At 46.5% G+C, this 12,749-nt stretch carries 15 protein-coding genes; all 15 read right to left on the bottom strand.

Going from position 1 to position 12,749, the window contains the following annotated elements:
* Positions 1-676: M15 family metallopeptidase (locus WEIDD23_RS02700; RefSeq protein WP_242865412.1), on the bottom strand; the 676-nt coding region annotated here is incomplete at its 3' end.
* Positions 677-780: 104 nt separating this feature from the next.
* Positions 781-1,197 carry a F0F1 ATP synthase subunit epsilon gene (locus tag WEIDD23_RS02695; RefSeq protein WP_010369537.1) on the bottom strand — a complete coding sequence of 139 codons (417 nt, stop codon included), beginning with the start codon at positions 1,195-1,197 and terminating at the stop codon, positions 781-783.
* A 12-nt stretch (positions 1,198-1,209) separates the two neighbouring features.
* Positions 1,210-2,610, bottom strand: a complete 1,401-nt coding sequence (gene atpD / locus WEIDD23_RS02690; RefSeq protein WP_010369540.1) for a F0F1 ATP synthase subunit beta — start codon at positions 2,608-2,610, stop codon at positions 1,210-1,212.
* 43 nt (positions 2,611-2,653) lie between these two features.
* Positions 2,654-3,532, bottom strand: a complete 879-nt coding sequence (locus WEIDD23_RS02685) for a F0F1 ATP synthase subunit gamma (protein ID WP_010369544.1) — start codon at positions 3,530-3,532, stop codon at positions 2,654-2,656.
* An 18-nt stretch (positions 3,533-3,550) separates the two neighbouring features.
* The gene (gene atpA, locus WEIDD23_RS02680; protein WP_010369547.1) at positions 3,551-5,062 is read right to left on the bottom strand and encodes a F0F1 ATP synthase subunit alpha; all 1,512 of its coding nucleotides are present in this window, start codon (positions 5,060-5,062) and stop codon (positions 3,551-3,553) included.
* A 75-nt stretch (positions 5,063-5,137) separates the two neighbouring features.
* Positions 5,138-5,680 (bottom strand): ATP synthase F1 subunit delta, encoded by a 543-nt coding sequence (atpH, locus tag WEIDD23_RS02675; RefSeq protein WP_010369550.1) that lies wholly within the window; start codon positions 5,678-5,680, stop codon positions 5,138-5,140.
* Positions 5,680-6,195 (bottom strand): F0F1 ATP synthase subunit B, encoded by a 516-nt coding sequence (gene atpF, locus WEIDD23_RS02670; RefSeq protein WP_010369553.1) that lies wholly within the window; start codon positions 6,193-6,195, stop codon positions 5,680-5,682. The genes atpH and atpF overlap by 1 nt, the downstream gene beginning before the upstream one ends.
* Positions 6,196-6,219: 24 nt before the next feature.
* On the bottom strand, positions 6,220-6,438 hold the full coding sequence (atpE, locus tag WEIDD23_RS02665; RefSeq protein WP_004560332.1) for a F0F1 ATP synthase subunit C: 219 nt from the start codon (positions 6,436-6,438) through the stop codon (positions 6,220-6,222).
* Between the two features lie 31 nt (positions 6,439-6,469).
* Positions 6,470-7,192 carry a F0F1 ATP synthase subunit A gene (gene atpB, locus WEIDD23_RS02660; RefSeq protein WP_010369559.1) on the bottom strand — a complete coding sequence of 241 codons (723 nt, stop codon included), beginning with the start codon at positions 7,190-7,192 and terminating at the stop codon, positions 6,470-6,472.
* 327 nt (positions 7,193-7,519) lie between these two features.
* Positions 7,520-8,797 (bottom strand): solute carrier family 23 protein, encoded by a 1,278-nt coding sequence (locus WEIDD23_RS02655; protein WP_010369563.1) that lies wholly within the window; start codon positions 8,795-8,797, stop codon positions 7,520-7,522.
* Between the two features lie 227 nt (positions 8,798-9,024).
* Complete coding sequence (locus tag WEIDD23_RS02650; RefSeq protein ID WP_010369566.1) at positions 9,025-9,435, bottom strand: pyridoxamine 5'-phosphate oxidase family protein; 411 nt, start codon at positions 9,433-9,435, stop codon at positions 9,025-9,027.
* A gap of 65 nt (positions 9,436-9,500) precedes the next feature.
* Entirely contained in the window at positions 9,501-10,136 is a 636-nt protein-coding gene (locus WEIDD23_RS02645) for an NAD(P)H-binding protein (RefSeq protein ID WP_010369569.1), read from the bottom strand.
* Between the two features lie 106 nt (positions 10,137-10,242).
* Complete coding sequence (gene upp / locus WEIDD23_RS02640) at positions 10,243-10,872, bottom strand: uracil phosphoribosyltransferase (protein WP_010369572.1); 630 nt, start codon at positions 10,870-10,872, stop codon at positions 10,243-10,245.
* A gap of 42 nt (positions 10,873-10,914) precedes the next feature.
* A complete protein-coding gene (gene glyA, locus WEIDD23_RS02635; protein WP_010369575.1) occupies positions 10,915-12,165 on the bottom strand; it encodes a serine hydroxymethyltransferase in 1,251 nt (416 codons plus the stop codon).
* A gap of 47 nt (positions 12,166-12,212) precedes the next feature.
* On the bottom strand, positions 12,213-12,749 hold a 537-nt coding region (locus WEIDD23_RS02630), incomplete at its 5' end, for an L-threonylcarbamoyladenylate synthase (protein WP_278279466.1).

Here is a 12,749-nt window from a genome sequence, read left to right as displayed (position 1 = left end):
ATGACAAATGGTACTTCGTGATGACCGCAGCTGCCCGCTTACCAACATAACGCATGTGCCATTCTTCGTGGTCATACCCGGTTGAAGTCGTTAAATCTTCTGGATAACGGACAATCAAGCCATACTTATAGGCATTATCTTGCAACCATTGCGCAGCATCCGGGTCAGAGCCACCTTCAGCAAACAAACCACCGGTGCTACTCCGCAAATCAAACGCCAAGCCAGTTTGGTGTTCTGAGTAACCAGGTCGGGCCGAAACGGAATCAGCCGCTGCTTGACCCTGACCAGCCACATAACCATCATACAATGTCTTCTGGTAATCATAAGCCCGGTAACCGGAAACCGTATCCCCAACGTTAAAGCCAGCGGCCTTCATTGCACTAATCAATTCATCCTTTGCCTGATTCGTCTTAGGATTCAAACCACCGTTATATGGGTTGTAATCAGCTGGCAACGGGTGCTTTTTGTTAACAACCATTAACGTCGTCGCCTCGGTTGACCCGGCTTTCACCTGCACAGGATATGGCTTGGTCGTTGCCGACTTCGTTTGCTTGCTCGTGTGTTGACTAGACTTGGTAATCGACGTGGTTGGATGTTGCTGATGGGCATAAACTAAGCCCCCGGCAACCAATCCAATTACGACGACGCCAATACCAACAGTCGCACCTAATTTCATGGGTTGTCTCCTTCATGCTTTTTCTGTCTGTTACTAGTTTACCACCCGAAACAAAAAAGGACCCCGAACATTTCTGTTCGAGATCCTTAAAGTTAGTCGATTGACTACTTGCCAGTCGCAACGTGGATACGGTTCACGGCACGCAACAAAGCGACCTGAGCACGTTCTACATCACGAACTGAGCTTTCTTCAGCAAGGCGACGCTCAGCACGTTCCTTAGCTGACTCAGCACGTGTCACATCGATGTCAGCAGCACGCTCAGCGGCGTCTGACACAACAGTCAACACGTTTGAAGAGAACTCAGCAAAACCACCGCTGACAGCCAAACGTTCTTCAACGCCATTGGCCTCGTCAACAATCTTCACTTCGCTCACCTTCAAAGCTGAAATAATTGGTGCGTGGTTCGCCATGACACCCACTTCACCGCCAGTCGTGCTAAGCACAACTAACGTAGCAGTCTCATAATCGAACACGACACCATTCGGCGTTACCACCTTAACATGTAGGCTGTGTTCATTCATGGCGCGCCCTCACTATTGAGCCATCGTAGCAGCCTTATCAGCTACTTGTTCGATGACACCAACGTTACGGAAGGCATCTTCAGGGTATTGGTCGTACTTACCTTCCAAGATTTCCTTGAAGCTACGTACAGTTTCAGCAACTGGTACGTACTCACCCTTCAAACCAGTAAACGTCTCAGCAACTGAGAATGGTTGTGACAAGAAGAATTGAATACGACGAGCGCGGTTAACGATCGTCTTCTCTTCATCTGACAATTCATCCATACCCAAGATTGAGATAATGTCTTGCAACTCACGGTAACGTTGCAAAGTACGTTGTACTTCAGTTGCAACTTCGTAGTGTTCTTGACCAACAATCTCAGGCGTCAATGCAGTTGACGTTGAAGCCAATGGATCCACGGCTGGGTAGATACCTTGTTGCGTCAATGAACGCTCCAAGTTAGTTGTGGCATCCAAGTGCGCAAATGTCGTAGCAGGAGCAGGGTCAGTATAGTCATCGGCAGGCACATAAACGGCTTGGATAGATGTAACTGAACCCTTTTGCGTTGACGTAATACGCTCTTGCAATTGACCCATTTCAGTTGCCAATGTAGGTTGGTAACCAACGGCTGATGGGATACGTCCCAACAAGGCTGAAACCTCTGAACCAGCTTGCGTGAAACGGAAGATGTTGTCGATAAACAACAACACGTCTTGTCCGTTAACATCACGGAAGTGCTCAGCAATTGTCAAACCAGTCAAGGCAACACGCATACGTGCTCCAGGAGGCTCGTTCATTTGACCATAAACCATGGCCGTTTGCTTCAAAACTCCTGAATCCTTCATTTCGTGGTACATGTCGTTACCTTCACGGGTACGCTCCCCGACACCAGTAAAGACAGAAATACCATTGTGACCTTGTGCGATGTTGTGAATCAATTCTTGAATCAAAACAGTCTTACCAACTCCGGCACCACCGAACAATCCGATCTTTCCACCACGGATGTAAGGTGCCAACAAATCGATAACCTTGATACCAGTTTCAAGGATTTCAGTAGATGTGGCCAATTGGTCGTAGGCAGGCGCGTCACGGTGGATTGGGTCACGAGGAACATCCTCACCCAATGCTTCACCACCGTCAACGGGGTTACCCAAAACGTTGAACACACGTCCCAACGTAGCTTCACCGACTGGAACACTAATAGGTGCATTAGTATCCTCTACGGCCATCCCACGTTGCAAACCATCAGTTGAGTCCATGGCAATCGTACGAACGACACCATCACCCAAAGCCAAAGATACTTCGACCGTCAACGAACCTTGCTCACCCTTATCGATGATCAAAGCATTGTTGATGTCAGGTACTTGAGTTCCTGATGGAAAGGCAACGTCGACGACTGGGCCAATGACTTGAACAACACGTCCAGTATTCATTGTCGTTTCCTTCCTTCATTTCAAAGGGGTTACGCCGCTTGGACTAATCCAAGGCAGCCATACCACCTGTAATTTCTGTAATTTCCGTCGTAATCGCACTTTGACGCGCACGGTTGAATTGCAACTCCAACGTGTTAATCACTTCCTTGGCGTTATCAGTTGCCGATGACATGGCGTTGGCCGAAGCCGCGTGCTCAGCCGTCTTGGCATCCAAGATAGCACCATAGACCAAACTCTCAGCATATTGTGGCAAAACCACACCCAAGATTTGTTCTGGAGAAGGATCCATTTCGTAATCCGCCTTCAAACCGCCTTCTTCAGTTGGTTCCATGTCGTCAGTCGTAACTGGCAACATCTTCTCCAAACGAAGATCGTTTTGAATACGTGATACGAAGTGTTGGTATGCAACAGTCAACTCATCAAAGACTTCGTTGTCGTACATTGTCGTAACGGTCTTAACGATTTCGCGAACCTCGTTAAAGGTAGGCACATCAGACACACCACGGTACTCGTAAGCAACATTGAAGCCACGCTTCTTGAAGAAGTCTGAGGCGTTACCACCAACGGCCAAAATAACCACTTGGTCAGGCGTCAATTGACGCTCTTCAATAACTGCCATCATACCCTTCAATAGCGTTGAGTTATAACCACCAACCAAACCACGATCAGAAGAGATGACCAAGAAGCCAACCTTCTTCACATCACGTTGTTCAAGCAAAGTACCTGAAACATTGTTGATGTGTGCATTAGCTAAGTGTGCCACAACGTCATGCAAGGCGTTAGCATACGTTGTGTATGAACCACCGTGACGTTGAATTTGACTCAACTTAGCCGTAGAAACCATTTGCATGGCACTCGTGATTTGTCGCGTCTTTTTTGTTGAGGCAATTCGGCGTTGAATATCTTGCAAAGAAGCTGCCATTTATCGCCCCTCCCTTAATTAGTGGGCACTTGGCGCAAAGGTTGCCTTGAACTCCGTAATAGCGGCGTTCATAGCATCTGCATCAGGCAAATCCTTTGTGTCAACAATCGTTTGCAACAAGTCGTTGTGTGAAGCACGAACAGCTGCGATCAATTCTGATTCGAAGCGTTGGATATCTTCAACTGCAACGTCATCCATAAAGCCACGAGTCAAGGCGTACAATGACAAAACTTGCTCTTCAACTGGCAATGGTTGGTGCAATGGTTGCTTCAACAACTCAACAGTACGACGACCACGGGCCAACTTAGCTTGCGTTGCCGCATCCAAGTCAGAACCGAATTGTGCGAATGACTCCAACTCCTTAAATGAAGCCAAATCCAAACGCAACGTTCCGGCAACCTTCTTCATGGCCTTAATTTGGGCGTCACCACCAACACGTGAAACAGAAGTTCCGGCATCGATGGCAGGACGTACGCCGGCGTAGAATTGGTCGGCATCCAAGAAGATTTGTCCGTCGGTGATTGAGATAACGTTCGTTGGGATGTACGCAGAAACGTCACCCGCTTGCGTTTCGATAACTGGCAAAGCAGTCATAGAACCGCCACCCAATTCGTCTGACAACTTAGCCGCACGTTCTAGCAAACGTGAGTGCAAGTAGAAGACGTCACCAGGGTAAGCTTCACGTCCAGGAGGACGACGAAGAATCAATGACAGCTCACGGTAAGCCGTAGCTTGCTTTGACAAATCATCGTACACAATCAAGACGTGCTTGCCGTTGTACATGAACTCTTCACCCATTGCTGCTCCGGCATAAGGTGCCAAGTACAACATTGGGGCTGGTTCTGAAGGACCAGCTGAGACAACAATCGTGTAATCCAAAGCACCCATTTGACGCAAAGTTTCAACTTGCGTACGCACAGTTGAGTCCTTTTGTCCAATAGCCACGTAGATAACGATCATGTCTTGATCCTTTTGGTTCAAGATCGTGTCGATGGCAACAGACGTCTTACCCGTCTTACGGTCACCGATGATCAACTCACGTTGTCCACGACCAATAGGAACCAAGGCGTCGACGGCCTTCAAACCAGTTTGCAATGGTTCGAAAACAGACTTACGCTCCATAACTCCTGGGGCCTTTACTTCAACTGGACGAGTGCTCGTCGAGTTAATTGGTCCCATTCCGTCGATTGGTTGACCCAATGCGTTAACAACACGTCCGATCAATCCCTCACCAACAGGCACTTCCATGATACGACCAGTGCGCTTAACAGTATCGCCTTCGCGAATCTCGTCGTACTTACCTAGGATAATGATACCAACATCATTAGACTCAAGGTTTTGTGCCATACCAAATACGCCGTTCTCAAACTCGACCAATTCACCGGCAAGAGCATTCTCCAAACCGGTTACACGGGCAATACCGTCACCAACATAAGTAACAGTACCCGTTTCTTGAACAGTCAATTCGTCTTGATAGTTGGCCAATTGGCTCTTGATGAGTGAACTGATTTCTTCAGCTTTGATGCTCATTTCAGCAGTTCCTCTTTCTTTAAAGTGTGTCTATTCATCACACACAACATCAATTTCTACTAGATTTTCAGATTACTAGCGGATGATACTCTGACGAATAGCAGCTAACTTAGTTGCTAATGACCCATCCAAAATCTGGTTGTTAGCTCGCACAACAACACCACCAAGTAAGTTTTCGTCAACAGATTGTGTCAACTTAACTTCCTTTGCATCAAAACGGTTTGCAAGTTGCGCCGTCATCCGGGCAGCTTGTTCGTCACTCAATGCAACGGCCGTCTTAACTTCTGCGTATACCACACCTTCAGCCTTGTTAACCAAAGCTTCGTATGCCGTAATAATCGCTGGTAGGTTGCTGAAACGGCGGTAATCATACGCCATTTGAAGCAAGTTAGTTACCACTTGGCTAGTCCCATCTGATAGCGTTGCTACCATTTGCTTCTTAGCCGACTCAGGCACACGCATTGATTCAATGGCCTTCGTCAATTCTGGGTTTTCCACCAATACTGTACGAACTTCAGCTAATTCAGCCAAATTCGCAGCATCCGTGTTCTGGTCATGGGTTAATTCGAACAAAGCAACGGCATATCGCTTAGCAATCGTTGCTTGATCCAATGCCATTACTTGTTACCTAACCCTTCGATGTAGGCGTCAATCAACGCCTTTTGATCATCTAACTTTAGTTCCTTTTGGATAATCTTTTGTGCGATTGATACTGACAATTCAGCAACATCATTCTTCACGCCAGCCATAGCCTCGGCACGCTCTTGCTCGATTTGAGCTGAAGCTTGATCCTTTGTGGCTTGGGCAGCTGCATGCGCGTCAGCAACGATTTGATCACGTTGCTTACCTGCTGCAGTCTTAGCGTCAGCGATGATGCCATTTGCGTCAGTACGTGCTGTTTGCAATTGAGCTGAACGCTCAGCTGCATCAGCTTCGGCTTGCTTGCGGGCCTCTTCAGCAGAGTCCAAATCGCGAGAAACCTTATCCGCACGGCTTTCCATCATCTTTACTACTGGACCCCAAGCGAAGTGCTTAATAAGAAGCATCAACACTAGGAAAGCCACTAGTACAAACAACATGTTACCCAAAGCCAACCCTTCGCTAGCACCTGCTAGAACAATTTGATTAATCATAATTAGTTGGCCTCCGCGTTACTATTACTTGCTCAACAACATGAAGGCAATGGCGATGGCGATGATAGGCACGGCCTCGACCAATCCAACACCGATGAACATGTTAGAACGCAACTTACCTTCCAATTCAGGTTGGCGAGCCATACCTGAGATCATGCTTGAAATAACAATACCGTTACCAATTCCGGCACCAATAGCGGCACCAGCAGCAGCAACACCAACACCAATGGTTGCAACGTCCATTTTTTTAATCCTCCGATTAGATAAAAAACAATTACTCTTCAATCTCAGTCTTTTCTGATACGTAAACCGTAGTCAACGTCACAAAGACATAAGCTTGAATACTTCCGACAAACAAAGAGAATGCTTGCCAAATCATCGTCAACAAGAATGCTGGAACGAATGATACGACACCGGCTGCATTTGCCAATTCCCAAAGAAGAGACAAGACCATTTCACCGGCAAAAATGTTACCGAACAAACGAAGTCCCAATGTTAAGAAACTTGTGAATTGCTCAATAATGTTAATTGGCAGCAATGCGCTAAATGGACTCAAGTAAACTGACTTGAAGTAGTTCTTAAATCCGAGCTTTTGAACACCCAAGAAATGGGACATTCCAATTGCAATCAATGCCAAGGTCATCGTTACCAACGGGTTAGCCGTTGGTGAACGCAAGTACGTTACGTCATTGAAGTTAACCACGAAGGCAACACCCAATTGGTTCGCAACGAAGATGAACATGAACATTGAGAATGCGAAGAACTTTAAATTAGTTCCAGTTCGATTTGGTAGCGATCCATCAACAATACCGTTGGTAAAATCGATAATCCATTCTAGGAAATTTTGCTTTGACTTACCAGCTGGCTTTAAAACCAACTTGCGAGACATCCAAAATACCAAGAAGAAAACAATTGCGAATGTCACAGTTGTTGAAATGATAATGCTCCAGTCGAACGTTAGCCCCGCAATGCTAAAGGTTGCGGTCTTCTCACCCACAGAAATCCACCTCTTTCCTTTCTAAATATAATTGAGCGGCGATGCGCAGAACACAGGACCGTTAAACTTTTACCCCCCTATATTACGCTTTTAGGAACGAAATTCAACGTTTTAGCATTCAACAAATTTGTCCCAAATGTGCAACCATTTAAGAAAAGGCCCATTTACCGCCGTTTTAATCATTCCAATTAGGAATGAATTGATATTAATATCCAGAATTGATATTTTCTGACTTGCCAAACCCGCGTCATTAAGCGTTTTTGTACCATTTTTACAAATAAAAAGCGACGTCGCTTTTACGCAACGTCGCCTATTCTTGAATATTTATTACTTTTCAGAAGCTGCCTTTTGTGGCAAAACCAAATTCAATACAATTCCCAAAACAGTCGCAATTGCTACGCCTGAAAATTGGATAATGTCATTACCATGACCAACTTGCAAGTAGGCATTTCCAATTCCGATAACCAAAACTGATGAGGCAATCATCAAATTGCGCTTCAAGTTGAAGTCGATCTTGTTTTCAACGATGATACGCAAACCAGAAGCTGCGATCACCCCGAACAGCAAGAATGAGACACCACCGGTAACAGCACCCGGAATTGATTGAATCAAAGCCGACAACTTACCCACGAATGAGAACAAAATGGCGAAGACGGCTGCACCAATCAAGACGTACACTGAGTGAACCTTGGTAATGGCCATAACACCGATATTTTCACCGTATGACGTCACTGACGGTCCACCGACCAAACCAGCGAAGATTGAGGCTGTACCATCACCAGCCAACGTCCGGTGCAAACCAGGGTTACGCATGAAGTCTCGGCCTGTCAAATCATCCAAGACCATCAAGTGACCCAAGTGTTCGGTAATTGTAACCAACGCTAGCGGTGCCATCACGATAATCGCACCCCAGTGCATCACAGGCTTGTAATCCACAAATGGCACATCAAAATCTGGCAAGGCAAACCATGCCGCGTGCGCAACTGGTGCCAAATCAACCAACCCAAACAAAATCGCGAAGATGTATCCACCCACGATACCCAGCAAAATGGGAATCAAGCCCAAGAAGCCCTTAAGGAACATGTTGAAGACGATTGTCAAAGCCAACGTGATCATCGCCACTGCAAAGACCCGAATATCATACTTGCCATTCAACAACGTTGCTGATTGTGCAGCAGATGATGACAATGACAGCCCGATGACCATGATAATTGGCCCCACCACAATCGGTGGCAACAACTTTTCAATCCAGTTCGTCCCGATGAACGCCACAATCGCAGCGACAATCAAGTAAACAATACCAACCGAGATAACGCCGGTTGCCACACCGGGGTAGCCAGTTGTTTTCATTAAGGCCACCATCGGAATAATAAATGCAAAACTTGATCCCATGTACGCTGGAATTTGACGCTTCGTAATCAAGATGTGTAGCAAAGTTCCCACACCTGAACTAAACAGCGCAATTCCGGGGTTCAAACCAACCAACAACGGTACCAACACCGTTGACCCAAACATTGAGAACATGTGTTGCAATGACAACCCAATCCATTGCAAGAAGCCCGGCCGTTCATTGACGTCTAGGACCACATCACGTTTCGTTTCCATAATAACACTCCTCTTTCATCGCCTTTAAAAACAAAAGCAGCCAAGATGACTCATCATCCCAGCTGCTAAATCTTGTAACGTGCGGTTGTGTTAGTCCTACTACCCCAATAGTACGTTAGTCGATCTTGTTAGTCTCGCTGGGCTAACTTAAAGACGTTCTTTATGTCTATTAGTATATAGTAGTTAAAACTCTTGGTAAACACTTCCGTTCGTGTTAAACGTTTTACTTAAAAATTGATCACTTCTGGGGCTTCAACGAATGACGCCAACAAAGCTGATGGGAAAGTCAACTCCAAAATGATTTCTTGTTCTGGCGTTGGGTGACCAGCCATGAAGCCCTTATTTTCTTCGAAATAGTGCTTCACATCAGCCCACGTCTTCTCAGAGCGTACCAGCGTTCCCTTGTTTGATGAAATTCGGCGACCGCCCTCACCCATCATGGTATTAAACGCAACCTTACTGTTTGCATCCAATTCAGCAACCTTGGCAGAAGCTGGGTCAGTTACCAAGTACCACTTATTAGGCGCTTCAGTTGATTGTGCAAAGCCCATGATGCGAGTTGATGGTTGGTTATCAACCGCCGTTGCCATCACCAACAATTGACCAGCCGCAGCCACGTATTCGTTAAAGTTTGCCATATGTGCAATTTCTCACTTTCTTTTCGTTACCTACATTCTAACAGAAAGAAAGTTGACTTGCTGGTTTAAATTGACTTTAATTCTCGCAAAGCATCCGGAATTGCAACATCCCCATCGTGCATCGTAATGACCCGACGGTACGTGTTCTCAGCCTGCAACAGTGCTGCCAAAACAGCCGCAACGTTCGGAATAGCATTCTTACCCGGCTCAGTTGGGTCAAGCGCAACTAAGCCTGTTGCCGGCTCTTCAACCAATGAACCCGGTTGTAAGATGGTGTAATCCAACTTGGTATTATCCATCAACCATCGATCAGCAAAGAACTTGGCAATGTTGTAGTCACGCAATCCTTCACCCCATTCAGCTGGTGACGTTGCGTTCCACGATGACAACATGATAAAGCGCTTAATACCCAAGGCTTCGGCAGCGTTTTCCAACTTAACTGCTCCAAAGGCGTCAATTTGCAATAAATTCTTACCGCGTGAACCAGCTACGAAATAGATAGCATCCACTGCCAACGGACGCAACTCACCAATTAGCGTGGCTTCATCAGCCAACAAGTCAATGTTCTTAACCGTTACACCGGCACCAAAATCTTGGTCAGTATGACGTGTCCCTGCCACAACTTCACGGCCATCCGCGACCAATTGCTTCACTAGTTCCTCACCAACACGACCGCTTGCACCAACAACTAATACTTTCATGTGTATCTCCTTTTCATCACTGACAATATCTTTCATCTTACCCCACCATAACAAAAATAGAGGCTGAATGATATTAATCACTCTGCCTCTACTATTAAATTTACAATTAGTGAGTACCGAACAAACGGTCACCGGCATCACCCAAACCTGGGACAATGTAACCGTGCTCGTTCAAACCTTCGTCCAAACCAGCCGTGTACACGTCAACGTCAGGGTGGGCCTTTTGTACTGTCTCAACACCGATTGGGGCTGAAACCAACGTAATCAACTTAATCTTCGTAGCGCCACGCTTCTTCAACGCATCAATCGCCATAACCGCTGAACCACCAGTGGCCAACATTGGATCAACAACCAACACTTCACGTTGGTCAATATCCTCTGGCAACTTAACGAAGTATTCAACTGGCTCCAATGACTCTTCATCACGGTACATACCAATGTGACCGATACGAGCGGCTGGGATCAACTTCATAATACCGTCGACCATGCCCAAACCGGCACGCAAAATTGGCACAATAGCCAACTTCTTACCAGCCAACGTCTTTTGCGTCGTCTTGGCAACTGGTGTTTCAACAACAACATCTTCAACTGGCAAATCACGCGTTACTTCGTACGCCATCAATGATGCAATTTCATCAACAATTTCGCGGAACTCCTTCGTTCCAACGTTCTTATCACGAATAATCGTTAGCTTGTGTTGAATCAATGGGTGATCAAAAACAGTAAGCTTGCTCATGTCATTTACTCCAATTCATTTTCTTCTATTATACAGGTTATGTTATTCCGCGTGCTCAATTCCGCTCAATGGGAATTGATCCGTCAATGCAACAACTTCCGCTGCAATCAAATCAAGGACTTCTTGGTTATCGTGGTTCTCAAAGGCACGCAAAATCATGTGCGCCACTTGACGCGCCTCGTGCTCCTTGAAGCCGCGGGTCGTAATTGCTGGCGTTCCGATGCGAATACCTGACGTAATGAACGGACTACGTGGCTCGTTTGGAATGGCTTCCTTATTAGTCGTGATGTGAATACTATCCAATAAGTTTTGCGCTTCCTTACCTGTCAAACCAGTTGCAGTCAAATCCAAGTTAAAGAGGTGGTTATCTGTGCCACCAGAAACAACACGGACCAAATCAGATTGCTCGAAGACTTCTGCCATTGCCTTAGCGTTGGCCACGATTTGTTGACCATACGCCTTGAAACTAGGTTGCATATCCTCATAGAACGCAGCCGCCTTACCCGCAATCACGTGTTCCAATGGACCACCTTGCGTGCCTGGGAAGACTGCTGAATTCAACTTCTTGCCTAGTTCAGCCTTGGCCAAAATCATACCACCGCGTGGGCCACGCAACGTCTTGTGCGTCGTCGTTGTCACAACATCTGCAATGCCAACTGGTGATGGATGAACGCCGGCTGCAATTAAGCCGGCGATGTGGGCCATATCAACCATCAAATAAGCACCAACTGAATCGGCGATTTGACGGAAACGGTCAAAGTCAATGAATCGTGAATATGCTGACGCACCCGTCACAATCAACTTCGGTTGGAATTCATCAGCCAACGCTTGCACTTGATCGTAATCAATCAACTCGTTCTCATCCAATCCATATGAGTGGAATTGGTAAGTCTTACCTGAGAAGTTAACTGATGAGCCATGTGTCAAGTGACCACCAGCGTTTAGGTCCATCCCCAACACGTGGTCACCGTGCTCAAGCAAAGCCGCATAAACAGCGGCATTTGCTTGCGACCCTGAATGCGGTTGCACATTGGCGTATTCGGCACCAAACAATTCCTTTGCCCGGTCAATCGCCAATTGTTCAACTTGGTCAATGTATTCTGTACCACCGTAGTAACGCTTACCTGGGTAACCTTCAGCGTACTTATTTGTCAAAACACTACCTTGTGCCGCACGGACACCTGCTGATGCAATATTCTCAGATGCAATCAATTCAATGTTGTGTTCTTGACGATCGCTTTCACGATCAATCGCTGCCCACAACTCTGGATCAAATTCACGATAATTTGTCATTCGCAATGACCTCCTATATATCCCCAATAACTATTACAGCCCCAAAGTTAATCCGCCAACAGTTCAGTTACCCAGTGACCACCTGACGACTTGCCAAGACGGTTATTATAAGCACTATTTTCTGGCGTATTTGGCATTGCAGCTACCAAAACCGTTAACACATCCTTACGATCATCGAAATGACGCAAGCCGGCAAACAATTTTGCTGCTGCGGTATCTCCATTATCCCCGAGCGACCAGACAAAGTCCATGCCGGCTAACTGGTGTTGCACAATTAAATCGTTCGTCAACATCAACCCAACTGGTTCCAATTGGCTTTGTGCCCAAATAATGGCCTGCGTCCAATCTTCAGGCGCCACCATATAGACATCCTTGTCGGGTGCGTAATGGCGGTACTTCATGCCCGGTGCTTTTGGCGCTTCATCTGCATCAACGTGCTTAATTTCAGAGTCCACTGGCACGCCCAAAACCGCTTCGATTTGGGCTGGCGTAATCTTACCAGGGCGTAACACAGCTGGCGTATCTGTCGACAAATCAATCACCGTCGACTCCACGCCAATCTTAGTTGCACCATCATCCAAGAT

This window comes from Weissella sp. DD23 (genome assembly GCF_001579105.1).
In the GTDB taxonomy this organism is placed as follows: Bacteria; Bacillota; Bacilli; order Lactobacillales; family Lactobacillaceae; genus Weissella; species Weissella cibaria.
The sequence above is the reverse complement of the archived record's forward strand: the minus strand, read 5'-3'. Positions and strand labels throughout refer to the sequence as shown.